The sequence below is a fragment of the Bacillus thuringiensis genome, from assembly GCF_001182785.1.
Lineage (GTDB): Bacteria > Bacillota > Bacilli > Bacillales > Bacillaceae_G > Bacillus_A > Bacillus_A thuringiensis_S.
The window spans coordinates 858,357-881,131 of sequence record NZ_CP012099.1 but is presented as its reverse complement, the minus strand read 5'-3'; the positions used below and the strand labels follow the sequence as shown (position 1 = coordinate 881,131).

Genomic DNA, 22,775 nt, shown 5'->3' with positions numbered 1-22,775 from the left:
TATACATCTGTTAACTATTTTTAGCCATGAATCTTAAACGTATTCCTAGTAACAGAAGCATAAAACCGATGAATGGAACGTAATTCGTATTGTGTCCTGTAGCTGGAAGTTGTTGATTATTAGAAGAACCTTGTCCTTGTTCTGGTAAATTAGGTTTTTCTACTCCCTCACCTGGTTTTTCTGTTCCTTCACCAGGCTTTCCTGTTCCTTCACCTGGTTTTCCTGTTCCTTCACCCGGCTTTCCTGTTCCTTCACCTGGTTTTCCTGTTCCTTCATCAGGCTTCCCTGTTCCCTCACCTGGTTTTTCCGGATCTTTATCTGTATCTTTTTTATTTGTAATTTGAAGCTTTACAACTTCAATTTTTTCATTAGAAATCGTAAATTTCATTTCCTTATCGGATAAAATATATCCTTCTGGCGCTTGGATTTCTTTTAAAGTGTAATCTCCTGGTTCTACTAACTTCTTAGAAGTCGCTTTACCGCTCTTATTTGTTGTTAATGTGTCTATTTTTGTTCCGTCTTTCCAAATTTCAAACACTGCGCCTGCTAATGTTTTATTTGTATTATTGGCATCTACCTTTGTAATTTCTAATTGACCTGTAATTTCTTCTTTCACTTTTTCATTCATAACTTCTTGTTTTACTACTTCATTTGCTACAACATTTACTTCTACTGTTACTTCTAACGCTTTATAACCTTCCGGTGCTTTCGTTTCTTCTAACGTATACTTTCCTGGCACTAAGCTCTCGAATTTCACAACGCCGTCTTTATTCGTTGTTTTTGCTTCTCCAACTACTTGACCACTTTCGTTTTTCAATCTGAATTCCGCACCTGCTAGAACTTTTCCACTCTCTGCATCCTTTTTGATTACTTGTAAGCTTCCTAGTTCTTTTGCGTTTTCTACTTGTACTTCTACTACTTTGTTTGCTTCCACAACAACTTCGATTTCTTCTTTTAACAACTTATATCCTTGTGGTGCTTTCGTTTCTTTTAATGTGTACTTTCCTGGCTCTAATTTCTGAGAAATTACTTTACCAGTTTTATCTGTTCGTAATGTCTCTACCTTTTTACCATCTTTATACACTGCGAATTCTGCATCTGATAATACTTTCGTTTTATCTTCTGCATCTACTTTTACGATTTCGAATTGACCTGTTACTTTTTCATTCGTAACTTCTTGTTTTACTACTTCGTTCGCTACAACGTTTACTTCTACTGTCACTTCTAGCGCTTTATAACCTTCTGGCGCTTTCGTTTCCTCTAACGTGTACTTTCCTGGCACTACGTTTTCGAATTTCACAACACCATCTTTATCTGTTGTTTTCGTTTCTCCAACTACTTGACCAGATTCATTCTTTAATTTAAATTCTGCGCCTGCTAGAACTTTTCCACTCTCTGAATCCTTTTTGATTACTTGTAAGCTTCCTAGTTCTTTTGCGTTTTCTATTTGTACTTCTACTACTTTGTTTGCTTCCACAACGACTTCAATTTCTTCTTTTAACAACTTATATCCTTGTGGTGCTTTCGTTTCTTTTAATGTGTATGTTCCTGGTTCTAATTTCTGAGAAATTACTTTACCAGTTTTATCTGTTCGTAACGTATCTACTTTTTTACCATCTTTATACACTTCGAATTCTGCATCTGATAATACTTTCGTTTTATCTTCTGCATCTACTTTTACGATTTCGAATTGACCAAGGCTCTTACCGTTCGTTACTTTTACATCAATAACTTTTTCACCGTCAACTGTTACATGAATTATTTGTTTTGTTAACTCATAACCTTCTGGTGCTTTTGTTTCTTCTAACGTATATTCACCTGGCACAAGTCCGTCTACTTTAACCGTTCCAGACTTATCTGTTGTAATTCCTTCTTTTACAACATTTCCTTTTGCATCTTTCAATGTAAATTCTGCGCCTGCTAAGCGTTTCGTTTGATCTTTATCATCCATTTTAATAATTTGTAGAGAACCTAAGATTTTTTCGTTTTCTGCCTCTACTTTTACTACTTCTTTCTCGTTTTGAATTGTTACTTTCCATTCTTTATTTGAAAGCTTGTAGCCCGCTGGTGCTTTCGCTTCTTTCACTGTGTATTCACCTAGCGGTAATTTTGGTGACATCACTTTTCCACTCTCATCTGTTTTCAGTTCCGCTACCTTTTTACCATCTTTATACACTTCGAATTCTGCACCTGATAATAATTTCGTTTTATCATTCGCATCTACTTTCACGATTTCGAATTGACCTGTTACTTTTTCATTCGTAACTTCTTGTTTTACTACTTCGTTCGCTACAACGTTTACTTCTACTGTTACTTCTAACGCCTTATAACCTTCCGGCGCTTTCGTTTCCTCTAACGTGTACTTTCCTGGCACTACATTTTCGAATTTCACAACACCGTCTTTATTCGTTGTTTTCACTTCTCCAACTACTTGACCAGCTTCATTTTTTAGTTTAAATTCTGCACCTGCTAGAACTTTTCCACTCTCTGCATCCTTTTTGGTTACTTGTAAGCTTCCTAGTTCTTTTGCGTTTTCTATTTGTACTTTTACTACTTTGTTTGCTTCCACAACGACTTCAATTTCTTCTTTTAGCAATTTATATCCTTGTGGTGCTTTCGTTTCTTTTAATGTGTACTTTCCTGGTTCTAATTTCTGAGAAATTACTTTACCAGTTTTATCTGTTCGTAACGTATCTACTTTTTTACCATCTTTATACACTTCGAATTCTGCATCTGATAATACTTTCGTTTTATCTTCCGCATCTACTTTCACAATTTCAAATTGACCTGTTACTTTTTCGGGGATCTTTTTATTCACCACATCTACAGTCACTACTTTATTAGCCTCTACATCAACAGAAACTGAACTAGATGATAATTCATATCCTTTCGGTGCTTCTACTTCTTTTAATGTATAGCTTCCAACTGGAAGTTGTTTCGATAAGGCTTCACCTTTATCATCTGTAACAATTGTTTCCACAACTTTCCCATCTTTATCGATAACATCAAATTTTGCACCTGGTAGAAGTTGACCAGATTCACTATCTTTTTTCAATAATTTAAATTGGCCATTCTCTACTTTTTTCGTATTCTTCATAACAAGTTCAATTACGTTTGTATTATCAATTGTTACTTTGACTGGTGTATCAACTTTTATATATCCTTCTGGTGCACTTATTTCTTTTACAAAATAGTCACCAAGTGGTAAATCTTTAACTTCCGCAATACCCTTTTCGTTTGTTGTAACAGTAGCCACAACGTTATTATCTTTGTCTATAACATCAAATTTTGCGTCTTTTAAAACAATGTTTTTATCATTTTCATCAACTTTTTTAATTTGTAAATGTCCTTTTTCGGCTACCGGCTTATTCCACTTTGGCCAGTTAAATTTAAAGTTATGAACTTCAAAACCATCTCTTTGGTGTAATCCTCCAACATAGGCTTGTCCATTAATAGAACCACCTTTTGTTTCTACAACTGCATTAGGTGCAAACACACTACCTACTACACCATAACCTTTAGTTGTTATCTTTGTAGCATTAGGAAATACCCAAATTACTTTACTAGCTAACTCAGTAAAAGATGAATTAGGGTCGTATGCTTGAGATGTATTAATTAAATCCGTCGCCATCCCAGTATTTCTTGTATCATACAAAATTGCACCGCCACCAAAACTCACTTCTTCTGCATCTGAATAAATAACAATAAAGTCTTTATTCTCTACATTCGGAAGAAAAACGTCTTTTACATCAAATGCTTTCTTTCCCGTCTGGCCTGAAGAGACATAAATATTAGGGTTGTTTACATCTTCACCGATTCCAAAGCTCATATTAGGTTTTGGCTTATCAGTGTGTAGTTTACTTGCATCCCCAATTACACCATCAACGTCTTTTCTAAATTCTTTAAACTTAGCATCAATCTCCGCTTGCTCTTTATAAGAGATACGGTCATATGATGTTTTCATTGCGCCATCTGGGTCACCGTCTTTTGTCATCGCCACTGTTCCATCTTGAATAATTACTTGTCCTGCTCCCGCTTTCGTAAATTGACCGCCTAGTAATAATGATGGATATCCTTCATCTACCCAAGTTGCTCCAGCTAAGTTATTTGCTCCAGTTGCAGCCGCTACGACTGTATAACTTGATGCGTTCATATTTTTCTGAACAGCCATCGCACCTTCAATATCCGCACTCGTTGCACTATGATCTCCAAAAATGATGGCGTTGTAATAAGATACATCACCTAAACCTTTTAACTCTGTTGTAGCTGCCTCTGCTTTAAATGGTAAATGGATTAAAAAATTCATACATATTAGTAATACAACTATTAAACTACTACTTAACTTTTTAATTTTTTGATTAAATGATTTCCTCAAGAAATTCATTCCCCCTTTTAAACTTCCTAAAATCACAAAAAGAAGCACATTTCATATGTACCAGGTCTTACTCACATTAACTTAAAATAATCCATTTAAATACAACAAAGGAACGCTACAACTACTTAATAAAATTACTACAATTCATTTTTGAAATAATACGTGAACTAAACTGTCATGCGGAAATACTTTTACGTATGGGAGCCCAATAAAATTAATCTGAAGAATATTTCATGTGGTGTAACTATTTTGACAACATCATTCACTTTACATTAGTTTTCTAAAGGATTCAAGTGAATTGTATAGATTTCATACACAATTCACATTTTAAAACGTTTTCATTCCTTTTAATAATCTCAACAAAAAAAAAAACGTAGCCAAAAAGCTACGTTTTTCTTTCATCGTTTCGGTGTATTTTTATGATTCTTCAAAAACGGAAGCGGGAATTGCTTACGGAAATGCTCTTTAATCATGTACTCTACACCGTTCTCACTATTTGAACGTGTAATCCAATCTGCTGCTTGCTTTAACTCTACAGGTGCGTTCCCCATCGCTACCCCAAGTCCCACGTTTTCAATAACCTCTAAATCTTCCATACTATCTCCAATCGCAACCATTTCATTTAGCGAAATATTTAAATGCTCTCCAAGCAATTGTAATCCGCGTAACTTCGATACATTTTGCGGCAAGATTTCTATTCGTTTTGAATCACATTCAACATACTCTACATCTTGGAATGCTTTTCTTAATGTGTTCAGCCCTCTTTCTTTTTCACCCTTAGTTTGGAAAAGAACATCAATTTTTGGCGCCGCTACCGGATGGTCACGAAGCGCGTCACCTAACGAATCTACAAATTGAACTGGATAAAATAACGGATCTGCACTTGATAATACAGTACGCGCAATTAAGTTTGGTGTATTTCTCTCACGATTTCCTATGGAAAACCGTTCATGAGAAATACGTACGTTACAATCAAAGTGCTCTAACACTTGCACAATGTTAAAAGTCTTCTCTTCAGATAATCTTCTTTGAACGTACGGCTTATCTAACGTCGCCGAAACGAAAGCACCACCATGTGTCACTAATATAGAATCTAATTTTAACGCCTTTGCTACTTTATGAGCGGATTGAAAATTACGGCTCGTAAATAACGTAACGTATACATCTTTTCTTTTCACAAATTCAATTGTTTCTCTTAATCCTTTTGCAATTTTTCCATTGTTGTATAGTAGTGTCCCATCTATATTAAGAGCTAGTAAGCGATAAATCATGTCGCACTCCCCCTCTTCGCTGTTGTACTCTATCCATAATTTATGAAATACACTCGATAAATAGAACGAGTTAGAATTACTACTGAAAATTTGGTTTACTATATACATATACACTTAGCAAAGGAGATAGTACAATGCAGGCACCTCCTTCCTTTTATGAAGGCGATACGTTAGAAGTAGCAAAAAAATTACTCGGGCAAAAACTCGTTCATATTGTAGACGGAATAAAGCGAAGCGGAATCATTGTAGAAGTAGAAGCATATAAAGGCCCAGATGATAAGGCCGCACATAGTTACGGCGGCAGACGGACAGACCGCACAGAAGTCATGTTTGGCGCACCAGGGCATGCTTACGTATATTTAATTTACGGTATGTATCATTGTTTTAACGTTATTACAGCACCAGTTGGCACCCCGCAAGGTGTTCTCATTCGAGCCCTTGAGCCGGTAAATGGAATAGAAGAAATAAAACTAGCACGCTACAACAAAACAGACATTACAAAAGCGCAGTACAAAAATTTAACAAACGGTCCTGGCAAACTATGCCGTGCCCTCGGAATTACTTTAGAAGAACGAGGCTTATCATTACAAAGTGACACATTACATATTGAACTCGTCCCAGAAGATGAACACATATCATCACAATATAAAATAGCAGCAGGACCTCGTATTAATATCGACTATGCAGAAGAAGCTGTACATTATCCGTGGCGTTTTTATTATGAGGGACATCCGTTTGTTTCAAAGAAATAAGCAATATCAACGATTTTTCAAATATATCTATCATAACTTACAATATATCAACGGTTCGACAAGAAATATCGATTTATCGACAAATAATAACATTACGAATAAAAGAAGACTGTTCCAAAATGGAACAGTCTTTCCCTTTTACTCTGCACCTTCCGCAGTTGCAATATTATCCTCTAAGTTTTCTCTTGATAATTCAGCCGCCATAAAATCAGCTGTTTCTGGAAGTGCTAAATGCATATGAGCTTTTTGACAAATTTGGATCGTACAGTTTTCTATAACATAGTCGAAAACATGTCCACCCCCGCTTCTTTCATCATCAATATAATGTAAGTGAAATCCAGCTACCCCAATACCTTGCGCATAATCTGGTGTCCAAAATCCAGCAAGCGTACCTTCTGTATTTTCAAATGAAAAGATTGGTTGTGATTTCGTCACTTCAACGAGCGGTGTATACGGTTTTTCTTGTCTTGGAACAGTTCTCGTCCTTACTTCACGGAACGTACCGTCCATTCGAATACCGTAAAATAAGTTTTTACTTGGCATTAATTCATGTAATAATGCTTCAACTTCTTCACGATTCATCGGACGCTCTACCGTATAACTCATTTCTTTTTCAAAAAACGTTACAGTCGCAAATGGCGTTGTTTCTTCTGGCTCTACTTTTTCCGCTGAACCGTCTGAACGTAAATGATAAAATTCATTATCAAATGCAATCATTTCACCATCTAATTGATCAAATGTGCCGATGCCGAAATCACCATGTTTTTTCAAATCTTCAAAGCTAATCACACCATCATATATACCATCTAATAGCGCAAGCATTGTAGATGTTTGATATACTTCATTACTCGTTTTCGTTTTTTTTGCATCAATATCAATTAATTGCGCAACAGTCATCTCAAATCTGCCTCCATTAGTTTAATTGGTTTGGTAATAATTTTTCGCTTAATTTAATGTTGTCACGATAGTCAATTGGAATATCAATAATGACAGGACCATCTGCTGCTAATGCTTCTTTTAATACCCCTTCTAATTCATCAGGCGTGTTAACACGAAGACCTAACGCCCCGAAACTTTCCGCATATTTCACAAGATCAACATCGCCAAACTCTGTAGCTGATGTTCTGCCGTATTTCATCATTTGTTGGAATGCAACCATATCATATGTGCCGTCTCTCCAAACAAGATGTACGATCGGCGAATTTAAACGTACTGCTGTTTCTAACTCCATCGAAGAGAATAAGAAACCACCATCACCTGATACGGAAACTACTTTTTTACCTGGTTCTACTAAAGTAGCGGCAATTGCCCAAGGAAGTGCAACACCTAACGTTTGCATGCCGTTACTAAATAATAATCTACGTGGTTCATAAGAACGGAAACATCTCGCCATCCAAATAGAATGGGAACCGATGTCACATGTAACAGTTGTATCGTCACTAATTAAAGAACGAAGTGTACGAATCACTTGAAGTGGGTGCGTAACACCCTCCGAAGCACGGTTCGGAACTTCTGCTTGTTCTGATAATTTTGCGCGTAATCGTTCTAACACCGCTTCTGATTTCGTACTTAATACAAGTTTCGGTAATTTCTCCGCGATGCTATTTACCGTTAAGGCAATATCACCAATTAATTCACGCTCTGGTTGGTAATCATGGTCGATATCTGCTTGATGGTCGTCAAGATGAATAATCGTTCTGTCGCCAAGTTTATTCCAAAACTTTGGATCATACTCGATTGGATCATAACCGATAGAAATCACAAGGTCTGCTTCTTCTAGTAAAATATCACCTGGTTGGTTACGGAATAATCCAACGCGGCCGAAGAAATGATCTTCTAACTCACGTGAAATCGCACCAGCTGCTTGATATGTTTCAACGACAGGAAGTTCTGTATCCGCAATTAATTTACGAACAGCTTTCGTCACTTCATTTGTGCTCGCTCTCATACCGAGTAAAATAACTGGTAATTTCGCTGATTTTATTTTTTCTACTACATATGTAATATCATTTGTGGGAGCGATTCCAAGTTGTGGCTTAGAAAGCGCACCGATAGACTCTACAGTTGTTTCCGCAGTCATAACGTCTTGCGGAAGACTTACTAAAGTAGCTCCCGGATTTGTGGAAGTCGCACTTCGAAATGCATTACTAAGTGCTTCTGGCACATTATCAGGATGCTCTACTTCTACGCTATATTTTGTGATTGGTTCGAATAGTGCAGCATTATCCATAGATTGATGCGTACGTTTTAATCGATCTGTACGCGGAACTGCACCAGCTAAAGCAACAACGGGATCACTCTCCGCATTCGCAGTAACAAGACCTGTCGCTAAATTTGATGTCCCTGGTCCTGAAGTTACAAGACATACGCCCGGTTTCCCTGTTAATCTACCAATAGCAGCTGCCATAAATGCTGCATTTTGTTCATGACGACAAACGATTAACTCTGGTCCTCTTTCTTGCAGTACATCAAATACAGAGTCAATCTTTGCTCCTGGAATACCGAAAACATGTGTAACACCTTGTTTAATTAAACAATCAACAACAAGATCTGCTCCTTTTGTTTTTGTCTTCACGTCGTTTGCTTTTACACCTGTACTCAAAACTAATCACCCTTTATTTCATAATGTGTGTAATAAAGATTTTAATTTCACCTGGTTAATTAATGTGGTGAAGTATCGTTTATCATTATAGTACAAATGCATTATTTTTCCAAGAATATGAATTCGACATTATTTTGACAATATTTAAAGAATACGCTTACAACCTTTTGTTTATCTTAAAATAACATTTTTATATCTCTTCTAAAAATGTACAAAAATACTTCCACCTATTCACATTATTAACAAATTTATAGTACCTTGCAAAGAACAATAGTAAGTGATATATTTATAAATAACGGAATACCCATTATTTGGAATGTTATTCACAATTAGTATATCTCCTTTCAAAAAGTAGATATAGATTGAGTGTGCTGTTTAGAAAAAAGATAGGATTTTCAGCCATAATTCATCATTTTATAAAGGAAAGTGATTGTTATGAACAAAAATGAATTTTTAGAACAACTTAGTTCTTCCCTATGGAATATGCCTAATTCAGAAAAGGAGGATATTATCTCGGAGTACGAAACTCATTTTATTAGTGGTAAACAAGATGGAATATCTGAAGAGGAAATTTCTAAAAAGCTAGGAAACCCTAAAACTATCGCTAAAGAACTTACTGTTTCACATGCAATAAGCAACGCTGACAATAGACGCAGCCTAAAAAATATTATGACAGCACTGTTTTCTGTTATGAGCTTAAGTGTTTTAAACTTTATATGTATCATTATCGCTTTTTTCGTACTACTCTTTCTATTACCGCTTCTTCTAGCACTTATAATTGCCACTCCGTTATTAATTATTTCACCTATCTTATTAATAGGATTAGGATTCTTTAAAGGGTTTCATCAAATCAGTTATTCCGATGTTTACAATGTATTCATAGCTTTTTGCATCGGCTTACTAATATCCGTCATATCTTACCAAATGATAAAACATATATACTCACTTTTAGTTAAGTATTTAAAATGGAATTTAGCTATTTTACAAAGATACTAATGAATGTAAAAGGAGATTACTATGAAAAAGTATATTTTATATCCACTCATTTTACTTACAATGTTATTTCTATCAGCTTGTTCAAACAGTGTACAACCTAAGGAAGAAAACGATGTACAATCTATTAAAGATGTTGCTATTAAAGTTCCAGAAAATATATTTAGTTCCTCAAAGAAAAACGAAACTATTAGTGAAGACGAAATGAAACAAAATATAAAAAATTATATAGATTATAGTTGGGAGTTATCTGAAAATATTATCCCTCTCGCTTCAACAAATTCTGATAAGAATTTCACGGAATCTGACCGAGAAAAATTACAAAAACTAATTGATTTAGCGAAACAAAACGATATGAATTTCCATGAGTTTATTAGTAATAATAATTTACCTACTGATTATAAAAAACCTTCAAAAGAAATCTATGCATTTATGTCATCATCTACGGATATTTTCGTAGAGCTAGATCAAGAATTAGACAAACTCACCCAAGATGGTAACTTATTCAAAGCCAATTTTTCTTTTACAAAACGCCTTGAGAAAATAAATGGGAGGAAACAAAAAGAGATTGAAACGTTTTTGAACGAAAAAAATATTAAAACTTCAATTAACAGCAATAAAAAAAATTAACAGATGTGTTACATATCCCTTTCAAAATAACCAATAAGAAATAGCTATTTTGAAAGGGAGTTTTTGTGGTATAACTATTAAATTCCCTAAACAAAAAAGACGCTCCTAAACTAGGAGCGTCTTCCACTATTACGCTTGTTGTTGCGCGCTATATAATTCTTCAAGTGGCTTCATGATAATTTTGTTAACGTCACCGATTACAACGTTTAGGCGTTGCTCAGTTTCCATTAATTTTGTAATCTTAGCATCTTGTTGAATGCGAGCTACAACTTCTTGTGCTTTTTGGTTGTCTTCTTCAGTGATTTCTTGACCTTGCATCATTTTTTGTTGTAGGCCAAGTTGCATTGTACGGAACTCATCAAATAAGTTCTTTGAAGCTGCATCTCCTTGTACTGCCGCGTAGCTCTCTTTTAACGTTTTGAAGTCTTCGTTTTCAGCGATTGCTTTTTGTAATTCATATGCAACATCATGAATGTTCTTTGTCATTTTATTTTTCCTCCTTTAGAAGGCTAGCGCATTTGACTCGCACTGCCTTTTCAGTGCATTTACATACGCACCTCTTCTTACCATATCAAACTATGCAAGAGATGTGAAGAAATTTCACTTTTATTTCTATGTACTCACCTTATTATCTAAGAAACAATAATAACAATCCTTGCACGAGACCAATCATTCCGCCTAATAACGCCCCTAAATACGTAATCATTTTCAATTCGTTTTTTGTAATAGACAGAACTAAGTCTTCTAATCTTTCTGTTGAAAATGTAGACACTTCTTGCTGGACAATTTCCGCAAGGTGTAGATTGTTTAGTATACTCTCTACGTTTTCTGTTCCCCACTTCAAGCCTTTCGTTACTGCGCTTGGAACCACTTTTTCAATAATTGTTTCTCGAACTGGTTCACATGCTTGCTGAACAGATTGATTTAAAAACTTACTCACAGTTTCCTCTACTTTAACTGCTGACAGCACGGAGCTTACAATCATTTCTTTCTCTACAAATGCTTCTAATTCTTTTACATCTCTTCCTTTTAACTTTTCCCACTCTTTTTGCAGTACGTCAGTTAAAAGCTGCTTTGTACCATCTTGACCTAAAAACTTAATAACTTCTGGCTGCACACGATCCACTACACTTACATTTCCTAAAAACATTCCGACTAAGTTAAGTAGCGTTCCGCGAGAAGCGAAGAAATCATCAATCATTTTTGAAAGACGTGCTTTCCCTTCTTCACTTTCAAAAAAGCTAATTCCTCGCTCTAAAATAAACGCCGAGACATTCGGAATCACATTCTCTACTTTTTCATTTACAGAATGAGGTAAAGCCTGTTCCCATGTATATGTATAATACTCTGCTAAAAATGCATGAATTTTTTCTGTAATAACATGTTCGATTTTTCGAGTCGCTTCTTCTTCTACATGCGCTACATTCCATTTTTCTAACATATGTCGCAGTGATTGTTCATTCGTAATTACTTTATCCACTTCTACTTGCACCCAGTGGATTAAACCTTTTTGAAACTCTTCATTTGTTAGCTTTTTTCCGATTCCTTCTGGTGTTAACAAATGTTCTACAACCATATTTCCTAATTGAACAGCAAGTTCATCACGACGCTTCGGAATTAACCCTGGTGTAAATGGAACTTGAAACTTTCCGATATAAATAGGACGATGAGGACGAAATAACATTTTTATCGCTAAATGATTCGTATATCCTCCAATAATCGCTCCGAGTCCTGTCGTCGTTAACATATTTAACCATATATTCATTACAATCAACCTTTCACTTCTCCAAAACTATAGCATATCATCATACGGACAAAAGTATAATGGTATAAAAACGTATTTGCAATATATAGCTTCGCCTATTATGCAAATAGTAGTAAAGGAGTGATTTCGTTGGTTCTCGGTCTTTTAGCTTCTAAACTTCATTATGAGCAAACGTATTACACCGAAATCGCTAAACGCGCTCGGCTTTATCATAATGTCGTTGCTCAGTTTACGCCATTTTGTATTGATCCTAAAACAGACCTTGTTTCTGGTCTTATTTACGATACAGATACAGGAAAATGGAAAGAGCAAACATTCCCTATTCCTTCTTATATATATGATCGTTATTCTTTTCACGAGGAAACAAACTTTGAAAAAGCAAAATCAATTATTCACTCTTTGCACAATCGTCCTTCCACTACCTTTTTAAATAACACACTTATTAACTTAAGTGAACTACATGATTTATTTCTCACTAATAAAAAACTGTCTCCTTATATACCAAAATTTGAAGTGGCAACGATACAAAACATTTTTAAACTGTTGTTAAAAACTAAAGACATTATTATACGCCCCACTAATACACATTCAAAGGATAACTTATATCGAGTTGCTTACAAAAATAAAACGTTTCATATCGATACAGTAAATGAAAAATACCATACTTCTCTTCCATTAAAACGGACAGACGAATTTATATCTTGGTGTAAATCTAACATACCTTCATCACGTTACATAGCACACACTATGCTACAACCACCAAATCAATTAACATATCCACTCCACATTCGAACCATTTTGCAAAAAAACAAAGAACAAACTTGGAATGTTATCGGTCAATTTATACAAAAAAGCTCATTTCCTAATCAACTTTTACCCTCAGCAACGGCCGATGATTCATTACATTCATTTTCAAAAATTAAATACGTACTATCTAGTACGGGTGTGCAACTATTGCAAGACGCTTTACACGACATTATAAATGAAGTATTCCAAACACTAGATCAGTCTTATTCTTCGTTATTTGAACTAGAACTTTCCACAATTATGGATCAAAAAGGCGCAATTTGGCTTATGTATGTCAACACGCTTCCCCCTTACGAACAATACATTCGTCATAGTGATTCATTAGCTGAAAAGATATTTCACGGACCACTTAAATTCAGTCGCTTTACACCATAATGAAAGGAGGTAAACCTATTTTGAAAGAACATATATATACATTAAACATTTCAGATGAACATCCAAATAGCATTACTTTACCTTACGTTTTTTCTATTACGCCACCTATTACATCCCTCTCCTTCGGTATACGTCACATTGCAAGTGAAGAGGTGAAAATTCATTATTCCTTTACTCGCGAAATTATTATCGGAAAACATATTGCCGAAAAACTTTTACTACCTCAATCAACTACTATTCATGCATTCACACAAAACCAAACAATTATTTTCGGACCATTAATCGGCATTTTTACAACTGGCTTTAATGATGATTCTTCTAACCCTTTAGGAAATCGTTCAATTGCTCTCAGTGAGTTGTTAACACCACCATTCTCATTACGACCGTTCGTATTCGTCTTTGGCGTTCAGCATATAAACTGGGAAGAAGAAACGATTGAAGGATATTTCTTTCAAGAAAAACAATGGATAAAGAAAAAGGTCCCTTTACCAAATGTTATTTACGATCGATTACCGAATCGACAAGCAGAAAATTATAAACCGATCGTCAGAGCAAAAAGAAAGTTAGAATATGACTACTCCATTCCATGGTTTAACCCAGGATTTTTCAATAAATGGGAAGTTCATCAACTTCTTATAAAAGACGAATCAATTAGACACTTATTACCAAACACAGAAGCATTTCAGCATTTTGAACAAGTAGAACGGTTTCTTGGCACGTATAAATCTGTGTACATGAAACCAATACACGGGAGCTTTGGTAGAAATATTCATCAAATATTTTATTCTCAAACAGAGAATTGCTACTACTGTCGTTATCGCGAAAATGAAAAAAATAAACTGAGAAAGTATCAATCATTAGAAACTCTTCTAAACCACGTATTAAAAGGACATGATCTAAAAAAGTTTATCGTACAGCAAGGTATTTCATTACTTCGCTTCGATGGGCAACCTGTTGATTTCCGCATTCATACAAATAAAAACCATTTCGGTAATTGGATAGTTAGTGCAATCGTCGCCAAAATCGCCGGCAAAGGCAGTTTAACAACGCACGTAAATAGCGGCGGTGATACAAAATTGCTACAAGAGCTTTTTCCAGATTCAACGAAACAAGTTCAAATTGAAAATAAATTAAAACATACTGCCTTACAAATAAGTTACGCGCTCGATGAACAAGTAACCGGAAATATTGGAGAAATCGGTTTTGATATCGGTTTAGACACAAAGGAAAATCCGTGGCTCTTTGAAGCTAACTCTAAACCTGGGCGAACTGTATTCCAAGATGAAAAATTAAAAGAACAAAGTGAAATGACGCGCCAATTATTTTACGAATATGCCGTCTACTTAACTGAACATTCTTTACGTGATACAAAAGAAAAAATGTCTCAAATCAAATCCGGGACTTCATCAAACACCGAACATATCCCTTCTCCTATGATTCACTCACAAATACAAAAACAAAAACTTCCACCTAGATAATAAGGTGGAAGTTTTCTATTTACACAAGTTTCACTACAACCTCAGTTTCCACGTTACATACTCCGCAATAAAAAATATGATTGCAATATTCATTTGAATTATTATGCGTTAAACCATCTACTGCACTTAATAATTCTTGATCCATATAGGCACTATAATCGTCTATGTAATCTACAGACTTCCCATAATCTTGGAGTATACTTTGGCAATTTTGACAAGAATATGTTTGTGATTCTAATGCGTTGCAAAGCGGGCAAATCCCCATCATGATTCCTCCATACGTTATCGTTTAAAGCCTCTCTTTTTTAGATTGAAGAGAGCACCTACCCATGCATAGGAGCGGTCACTCCATCCCTACTTAAAAATAGAACTATGAAGTTGCTACCGATTTCATTTCAATAAATCATAAATAAGAAGCTAATGATTGGCCTACAAGTAGCAGGCTATAATGAGAAAATTATATTTAATATCCTCCTTAGTTTGGCCTGTTTTCTTAAAAATACAACGATTACTCTTATTTCATAATTTACGAAATCAATAAGTTTTTTACAAAATTTACAAATTATTATTTTGTATATCTTTCTAGGTAACATCCATACTATGAGTACAAACTTAATTACCGATGGATTAGCGCCAACCGGGGCGATAATCTGGTTCAACTCCAGCTAGTCCAACCAAAAAAAATTTTTCTAACTCTAAGGAGGATATATTCCTATGGCAAACCAAAGTTCTTACAATCAATTAGTAGTACCAGGTGCAACAGCTGCAATCGATCAAATGAAGTACGAAATCGCTCAAGAATTTGGTGTACAATTAGGAGCAGATTCTACGGCTCGCGCTAACGGTTCAGTTGGTGGAGAAATTACAAAACGTCTAGTTGCAATGGCTGAGCAAAGCCTTGGCGGATTCCAAAAATAAATATATATGGCAAAAAGGTCTCAGGGCATATACCCTGAGACCTTTCTTAATTTACTGTAACATTTGTAAAAACTTTTTCGTGCGTTCTTCTTTTGGATTTGTAAATACATCTTCTGGTGTACCTTGTTCGACAACGACACCACCATCCATGAAAATAACACGGTTGGCAATTTGATGTGCAAAACGCATTTCGTGCGTTACAATAACCATCGTCATGCCTTCTTTAGCAAGTTCTTTCATTACTTTTAAAACCTCTTGAACGAGTTCAGGATCAAGCGCTGAAGTCGGTTCATCAAATAGTAACACTTCTGGCTCCATCGCCAGCGCGCGCGCAATTCCAACGCGCTGTTGTTGACCACCTGATAATTGGAACGGATATAAATCCACTTTATCTGCTAAACCAACTTTTTCAAGGAAATAGTTTGCTTTTTTCTTTGCTTCTTCTTTCCCCATCTTTTTCACTGTAACGAGCCCTTCCATTACGTTTTGAAGTGCTGTTAAATGAGGGAATAAGTTATGATGTTGGAACACCATCCCTGTTTGTGTACGAAGATTTACAATATCTTTCTTCGATACTTTTTGAGAGAAGTTAAGCTCTTTATTGCCGATACGAATGTTACCGGCGTTTGGCGTTTCTAGTACGTTAAGACAACGTAAGAATGTCGTTTTACCAGATCCAGATGGCCCGATAATAACAACAACCTCACCTTTCTCAACTGATAAATCTATATGCTTTAGTACGGTATTATCTCCGAAACTTTTTTGTAAATGTTGAATTGAAATCATAAAAACAAAAACTCCTTTTGTAAAAGGATTATTTTAACGTATAGCGTTCTGAACGCTTTTCTAACATCTGTTGTACGATTGATAATAAGAAACAAATAACCCAATAAATAAGACCTGCTTCAAAATAAACAATTAAAAACTCGTAGTTCATCGCCGCAATTTCCTGCGCTTTTCGGAACATTTCTGTTACTAAAATTAACGATGCTAATGAAGTATCCTTCACTAAGCTAATAAATGTATTTGAAAGCGGCGGGATTGATACACGCGTCGCTTGTGGTAAAATAACACGTTTTAACGCTTGCGGGTATGTCATCCCAATTGTGTAAGCTGCTTCCCACTGCCCTTTCGGAATTGAAAGGATAGAAGCACGAATAATTTCAGATGCATATGCACCGACATTTAATGAAAATCCAACAACTGCTGCTGTATATGGCTCAACTTGAATGTTAAGAGTTGGAAGACCATAGAAAATAATAAATAATTGTACAAGAAGTGGCGTTCCGCGAATGATAGATACATAGATACGAGCAATCCATTGTAAAATACGACTACCTGAAATACGTGCGAGCGCTGTTAACGTCGCCAGTATAATCCCGATAATAAATGTAATAAGCGTTAATGGAATTGTTGTAAAAACAGCTTCCTTCAGCATAGGCATGAAGGAAGACTGCATAATATCTATCCAAGTAGACAATCGATCTGAAACTAATGCACTACTTAGATACATTTTCACCGAACCATTTTTTCGTTATTTTGTCATACGTACCGTCTTTTTTCATATCTTCTAACGCTTTATCTACTTCTTGTACAAGCTTATCGCTACCTTTACGGAATAAGAATCCACTTTGTGAAGCTTCTTTTTCTGTATCTACAATTTTAATTTTTGCATCTTTTTTCGTTTCTAAATAATTTAATACTGATAACTTATCATTAATTGTAAAATCAACGCGTCCTGAAGCTAATAATTCTGCCGCTTGGCTAAATCCTTCTACACCTTCGATTTCTGCACCGTTTTTCTTAGCGATATCTGCATAGTTACTCGTTAAAGATTGTGCTCCTTTTAACCCTTTTACATCAGCAAATGTAGCAGGCTTATCTTTATCTTTTGCGATAACTAATGCCGCTGAAGATGAAATGTATGGTTTAGAGAAATCGTATTTCTTTTGACGATCTTCACGAATACCAACTTCGTTTGCAACCATATCGAAACGTTTTGCATCAAGGCCAGCAAGTAAGCTATCCCATTGTGTTTCTTTAAATACAGGTTTTACACCTAAACGTTTTGCAACTTCTTCTGATAGTTCAACATCGAATCCAGTTAATTTATTGCTTGAATCGTGGAACGTAAATGGTGGGTATGTACCTTCTGTACCAATTACAAGTTCACCGCTTTGTTTAATCTTTTGTAACGCGTCTTGACTAGCTGTATCTTTTTTCTCTTCTTTACCGCAGCCGGCTACAATCCCGATCGCTAATGTAGTTACTGCAAGCACTGAAAATAATTTCTTCATGATAGTAATCCTCCAAGTATTCTGATAGGAATTTAAAAACTATATTGATTGTATGCAATCTTGAACAATTTTTCAATGAAAATGTTCTTATTTAGTTTATCCTTTTTCTTCATAATCAAACAAAAGGGAAAAATACCCCTACATACAAAAAATAAGTAACATTTTTAAATATAGCATTTATAAAGAAAAAGGTAAAACAATACTTCTTATTTAACTGCCCTGATTCACTAAAAAAGAACTTGCAAAAATCACAAGTTCTCCCCCATACCTATTAAGCACTCTGATTGCCTTCCATTTGCGTTTTATACATATCATAATAACGCCCACGCTTTTTCATTAGTTCATCATGAGAACCTTTTTCTAAAATCGTTCCTCTATCGAGTACAATAATTTGATCTGCGCTTTTAATTGTTGAAAGACGGTGCGCAATAATAAATGTCGTTCTTCCTTTTTTCACAACTTCTAGTGCTTGTTGAATCATCGCCTCTGTTTCTGTATCAATACTAGACGTTGCTTCATCTAGAATTAAGATAGCTGGATCAAAAGCAAGCGCCCTAGCAAACGAAATAAGCTGACGTTCACCAGTGGAAAGCGTACTTCCCTTTTCTGTAATTTCTTCATTTATATTGTTCGCAAATCTTTCAGCACCAACATCATGCAATGCTTTTATGATACGCTCTTTTGAAATTTTTTCGTTTTCTAAGCTTACATTGGAAGCGACCGTCCCGCTAAATAAAAACGGATCTTGCAGTACGATTCCCATATGCTCACGAGTTGCTTGTTTCGGCATTTCTCTTACATCGTGACCGTCAATCGTAAGCTTTCCTTTTTCAAACTCATAAAATTGAAAGAGTACATTCATTATAGAGCTTTTTCCTGATCCAGTATGACCGACAAGTGCTACTGTCTCGCCTTGTTTCGCTTCAAAAGAAATATTTTTTAGCACTTCATCTTTTCCATTATAAGAGAATGATACATTATCAAATTTCACATTTCCTTTTAAACGAGGCATACGTTCTTCTTCTACCGCTTCCCCTTTTTCCTCTAACAATTCAAAGACACGTTCTGATGCAACGCGCGCTTGCTCTAAGTTTGCAAGCTGATTCACCATATTCGTAATTGGCGAGAATAATCGAGTTAAATAATCAACAAACGCATACAGTACCCCAAGTGAAATAATACCTGTAGCACTTAATGACGCACCACCGAAATACCAAATTACTCCTGTGAAAGCAATATTTCTTAATACAGATACTAAATTGTGCGAAGTTGCTGCATTTAAATTCAAGATTTTATTTTGATACTTAAAATAATCGCCATTTAATTCTTCAAATTCTTTTTTCGTTTCACGCTCTTGACGAAACGCTTGAATAATCGGCATTCCTTGAATCGATTCATTCACTGTTCCGTTAATATCAGATAAACGAGAGCGCATTTTATGATTGTATACAGACGCATATTTTCTATAAAGAATCGCCCAAACAATTAAAATTGGGATAATTAATAAACATAATGAAGCGAGCTTCACATCTAATAAAAATAGCGCAGCGAATATCCCAATAATATAGATGATACTAGAAACGAATGTTGCCAGCACCGTTACATATAAATCACGAATGGCCTCTGTATCATTCGTCACACGCGAAACAATTTTCCCTGCCGGTAAATGATCAAAGTACCGAATTGGCAACGTTTGAATATGAGAAAAAACATCTTCCCTCATAATTTGAATAATTTTGTTCGCTGCCTTCTGCAAGAAAAACTGCTTTCCGTATGCAAATAACGATACGACTACTAATAAAGCGAAATAGCCACCACCAAGTAATAATAGACGGTTTATTTCTGGTTTATAAAACGCAAACACTTCTTCTTTCGTTAATGCCTTCGCTTTATACACTTGCACCGCCTTACCATTTTGAACGGTAATCATATCACCTTTTACAGTACGTGACCCTTCAATATTCACTTTATTCGGTACAAAATAATATTGAAAACCGACTTGCATCACACGTACTTCTTTACCTTTTGTCTCACCTTGTTCAAAGCGATCACTTCGCTTATAAAAGGCCCCATTATATGAAACAGCTTCTTCACTCTTTTCTGTTTCATACCAAGGTTTCTCTATCCCGACGATATGATCATCAATCATCGTTTTAGCAACGAAAGGACCAGCAAGCTCTGCAATGACGAAAATAAATAACATTAACATCGCAGCAAAAATCGTCCCTTTCACTTTCATCGCATATTGAAATAATCGTTTTGAAACGCTCATATTTTCACCCCACTATCCGCACTTTCACTTTCCCCTTGTTGTCTTTCAAACTGCTCAGCATACCAGCCCCCGCTTTTAATAAGCTGATCATGCGTACCCTCTTCCATTACTTCACCTTCATCCATAACGAGAATCCAATCCGCATGTTGTACGGCAGATAAACGGTGCGTCGTAATAATCGTCGTCTTTCCGCTTCTTTCTGTTCTTATATTTTCAATGATCGCCGCTTCCGTACGAGCATCTACAGCTGATAAAGAATCATCCAAAATTAAAATTTCTGGATTTTGAATAACAGCTCGCGCAATTGAAATCCTTTGCTTTTGTCCACCTGATAAAGAAACACCTTTCTCTCCAACGAGCGTTTCTAATCCTTCTGGTAAAAACTCTAAATCCTTTGTAAACGCCGCTATTTCAATCGCTTTCTCGAGTTCTTCTTCAGTCGCTTCCCTATTTCCGAATAAAATATTTTCTCGCGCTGTTTTTGAGAACAAAATATGTTCCTGAGGTACATACCCAATCCATCCGAGTACATTTTCATTCGTCATTTTATCTAATGTCACATCAGAAACTGCAATATCTCCATCTCCCAGCGGATATTGGCGAAGAAGTTGACGTACAAGCGTCGTTTTCCCGCTTCCTGTTTTTCCGACAACCCCAAGCGTTTCTCCTTGCTTTAATGTGAAAGAAACCTTCTTTAAATTTTCTCCAGTTGATGAAGGGTATGAGAAAGACACATCATCAAACTGAATATAATCCGGCTCTTGTACAAGCTTTGGATTTTTCGGATCCTTTACATCCGGTTCATACGCTAACGTTTCATTCACACGGTCAAGCGAAGCATTTCCTCTTTGCATAACATTAATTAGTTCACCAATTGCAAACATCGGCCAAATCATCATCCCTAAATACACGTTAAAAGAAACGAGTTCACCAAGCGTCACCTTTGATTGAAATACAAGGTATGCACCGTACACTAAGCCGATTAAATAACTAAGACCAACAAGCATTTTCACAGTTGGTTGGAATAATGCATCAATTCTCGCTACCTTCATGTTTTTTTCGTAGACGTCATCTCCTAAATGATGAAATCTTTCCTGATCTGCATTCTCTTGTACGTATGCACGAATAACGCGCACACCAGCGATTGATTCAAGCACTTTATCATTCATATCACCGAATGCATCTTGCGCAACTGTAAATCTTTCATGCAATTTCTTTCCATATATATTCATCGCATACGCCATAATTGGAAGTGGGATAAGCGCTGCAAATGTAAGCTCCCAACTAATTGTAAAACCCATCATACAAACGATCGTAAGCATATATAAACTAGAATCCACGAGCGTTAATATACCAAAACCAGCTGTCATAGCGATTGCTTTTAAATCATTCGTTGCTCTCGCCATTAAATCGCCAGTACGATTTTTTTGATAAAAAGTCGGCGTCATCTTAAGTAAATGCCCCATAAATTTAGAGCGCATCGTTTTCTCAAGTACAAATGCACCGCCAAACAATTGATGTTGCCATACGAAAGTTAGGCCATATCCAACTACCGTAACCCCAACTAAAATAAGAATAGACTGTATAATTGCTTCGTTTGATAACGTTCCTGTTTTGATATTATCTATCGTAACCCCTAACACTTTCGGGGGAATGACTTCAACTATATTTACAATTAAAAGAGCTCCAATGGCGATACTATATCTCTTCCAATGCTCCCTAAAAAACCATTTTAACTTTAGTAATACTGATAACAATGTAACCTCTCCCTTCTCGTTCTCGTTTACCTCTCATTTCTTTATCCACTATCCAGACCCATCACATTTACATTTCGTAACCCATACAATCTCATCACATTTTTCCACCTTCCAAAGTTTTTTATCGGAACCAAACAAGGGAAAATAAACAAAAAAAAGCATACCGCCGCTTGACGATATGCACAGGAATGCATAAAAGCGTACGTTACGATATACGCAACGTACGCTTTTTATAAGACAAAGATGCCCTATATATCCGTACGGGTTGCGTAATGATATGAATGTTTTCTGCCATTTAACAGAGCTAAGCCCATTACATTTACGATTACAATCATTACGCACACCCCTTTCATTTATTTTCCATTTATAATCTTACAACTTTATTGAGTATTCTGTCAATTATTTTTTTACAAATAATATAAAATACTCGACAATCATAAAAATGATAAGGATCCATAATACGATAAATTAATTTGAAATAAG

Annotated in this window: 18 protein-coding genes; 6 read left to right on the top strand and 12 right to left on the bottom strand. The window is 35.7% G+C overall.

All coding sequences use genetic code 11. From position 1 onward, the window contains the following. Positions 1 to 10: 10 nt before the first annotated feature. Both AC241_RS04575 and AC241_RS04570 read right to left on the bottom strand, forming a co-directional pair. Entirely contained in the window at positions 11 to 4,384 is a 4,374-nt protein-coding gene (locus tag AC241_RS04575) for a SpaA isopeptide-forming pilin-related protein (RefSeq protein ID WP_050842660.1), read from the bottom strand. A gap of 389 nt (positions 4,385 to 4,773) precedes the next feature. Continuing rightward, on the bottom strand, positions 4,774 to 5,646 hold the full coding sequence (locus AC241_RS04570; protein ID WP_000640430.1) for a Cof-type HAD-IIB family hydrolase: 873 nt from the start codon (positions 5,644 to 5,646) through the stop codon (positions 4,774 to 4,776). A 134-nt stretch (positions 5,647 to 5,780) separates the two neighbouring features. Between AC241_RS04570 and AC241_RS04565 the strand changes: the two genes are divergently transcribed. Next, the gene (locus AC241_RS04565) at positions 5,781 to 6,398 is read left to right on the top strand and encodes a DNA-3-methyladenine glycosylase (protein WP_016082703.1); all 618 of its coding nucleotides are present in this window, start codon (positions 5,781 to 5,783) and stop codon (positions 6,396 to 6,398) included. 138 nt (positions 6,399 to 6,536) lie between these two features. Here the strand turns inward: AC241_RS04565 and alsD are convergent, their stop codons facing one another. Both alsD and alsS read right to left on the bottom strand, forming a co-directional pair. After that, positions 6,537 to 7,295: an alpha-acetolactate decarboxylase gene (alsD, locus tag AC241_RS04560; RefSeq protein ID WP_000215024.1), complete on the bottom strand. Its 759-nt coding sequence runs from the start codon at positions 7,293 to 7,295 to the stop codon at positions 6,537 to 6,539. Between the two features lie 16 nt (positions 7,296 to 7,311). Continuing rightward, the gene (alsS, locus tag AC241_RS04555) at positions 7,312 to 9,000 is read right to left on the bottom strand and encodes an acetolactate synthase AlsS (protein WP_050842658.1); all 1,689 of its coding nucleotides are present in this window, start codon (positions 8,998 to 9,000) and stop codon (positions 7,312 to 7,314) included. A 435-nt stretch (positions 9,001 to 9,435) separates the two neighbouring features. Here alsS and AC241_RS04550 point away from each other — a divergent pair, with 435 nt between their 5' ends. Together AC241_RS04550 and AC241_RS04545 are read left to right on the top strand one after the other, a co-directional pair. Beyond that, positions 9,436 to 9,996, top strand: coding sequence for an HAAS signaling domain-containing protein (locus AC241_RS04550; protein WP_029441709.1), 561 nt, complete (start codon positions 9,436 to 9,438; stop codon positions 9,994 to 9,996). 21 nt (positions 9,997 to 10,017) lie between these two features. Next, positions 10,018 to 10,623, top strand: a complete 606-nt coding sequence (locus AC241_RS04545) for an NDxxF motif lipoprotein (protein ID WP_043936805.1) — start codon at positions 10,018 to 10,020, stop codon at positions 10,621 to 10,623. Between the two features lie 129 nt (positions 10,624 to 10,752). Here AC241_RS04545 and AC241_RS04540 read toward each other — a convergent pair whose 3' ends face one another. Both AC241_RS04540 and AC241_RS04535 read right to left on the bottom strand, forming a co-directional pair. Next, positions 10,753 to 11,109 carry a YlbF/YmcA family competence regulator gene (locus AC241_RS04540; RefSeq protein WP_016082710.1) on the bottom strand — a complete coding sequence of 119 codons (357 nt, stop codon included), beginning with the start codon at positions 11,107 to 11,109 and terminating at the stop codon, positions 10,753 to 10,755. A gap of 142 nt (positions 11,110 to 11,251) precedes the next feature. Further along, entirely contained in the window at positions 11,252 to 12,388 is a 1,137-nt protein-coding gene (locus AC241_RS04535) for a DUF445 domain-containing protein (protein ID WP_155417047.1), read from the bottom strand. 129 nt (positions 12,389 to 12,517) lie between these two features. Between AC241_RS04535 and AC241_RS04530 the strand changes: the two genes are divergently transcribed. Continuing rightward, positions 12,518 to 13,570: a YheC/YheD family endospore coat-associated protein gene (locus AC241_RS04530; RefSeq protein WP_029441706.1), complete on the top strand. Its 1,053-nt coding sequence runs from the start codon at positions 12,518 to 12,520 to the stop codon at positions 13,568 to 13,570. Between the two features lie 20 nt (positions 13,571 to 13,590). Continuing rightward, positions 13,591 to 15,048 (top strand): YheC/YheD family endospore coat-associated protein, encoded by a 1,458-nt coding sequence (locus AC241_RS04525; RefSeq protein ID WP_043936803.1) that lies wholly within the window; start codon positions 13,591 to 13,593, stop codon positions 15,046 to 15,048. Positions 15,049 to 15,067: 19 nt separating this feature from the next. On the opposite strand, the gene AC241_RS04520 is transcribed toward AC241_RS04525, so the two are convergent. Further along, positions 15,068 to 15,313, bottom strand: a complete 246-nt coding sequence (locus AC241_RS04520) for a hypothetical protein (RefSeq protein ID WP_000510474.1) — start codon at positions 15,311 to 15,313, stop codon at positions 15,068 to 15,070. A 449-nt stretch (positions 15,314 to 15,762) separates the two neighbouring features. On the opposite strand from AC241_RS04520, the gene sasP reads away from it, so the two are divergent. Beyond that, positions 15,763 to 15,966, top strand: a complete 204-nt coding sequence (gene sasP / locus AC241_RS04515; protein ID WP_000013349.1) for a small acid-soluble spore protein, SasP family — start codon at positions 15,763 to 15,765, stop codon at positions 15,964 to 15,966. Between the two features lie 51 nt (positions 15,967 to 16,017). Here sasP and AC241_RS04510 read toward each other — a convergent pair whose 3' ends face one another. The 5 genes from AC241_RS04510 to AC241_RS04490 all read right to left on the bottom strand — a co-directional run bounded on the left by AC241_RS04510 (position 16,018) and on the right by AC241_RS04490 (position 22,292). Further along, complete coding sequence (locus AC241_RS04510) at positions 16,018 to 16,752, bottom strand: amino acid ABC transporter ATP-binding protein (protein ID WP_029441704.1); 735 nt, start codon at positions 16,750 to 16,752, stop codon at positions 16,018 to 16,020. A 28-nt stretch (positions 16,753 to 16,780) separates the two neighbouring features. Next, positions 16,781 to 17,479, bottom strand: a complete 699-nt coding sequence (locus tag AC241_RS04505; RefSeq protein WP_016082715.1) for an amino acid ABC transporter permease — start codon at positions 17,477 to 17,479, stop codon at positions 16,781 to 16,783. Further along, entirely contained in the window at positions 17,466 to 18,263 is a 798-nt protein-coding gene (locus tag AC241_RS04500; RefSeq protein WP_016082716.1) for an amino acid ABC transporter substrate-binding protein, read from the bottom strand. Before AC241_RS04500 ends, AC241_RS04505 begins: the two co-directional genes overlap by 14 nt. A gap of 271 nt (positions 18,264 to 18,534) precedes the next feature. After that, positions 18,535 to 20,535 (bottom strand): ABC transporter ATP-binding protein, encoded by a 2,001-nt coding sequence (locus tag AC241_RS04495; protein WP_016082717.1) that lies wholly within the window; start codon positions 20,533 to 20,535, stop codon positions 18,535 to 18,537. After that, a complete protein-coding gene (locus tag AC241_RS04490) occupies positions 20,532 to 22,292 on the bottom strand; it encodes an ABC transporter ATP-binding protein (RefSeq protein WP_016082718.1) in 1,761 nt (586 codons plus the stop codon). The genes AC241_RS04495 and AC241_RS04490 overlap by 4 nt, the downstream gene beginning before the upstream one ends. Between the last annotated feature and the right edge of the window lie 483 nt (positions 22,293 to 22,775).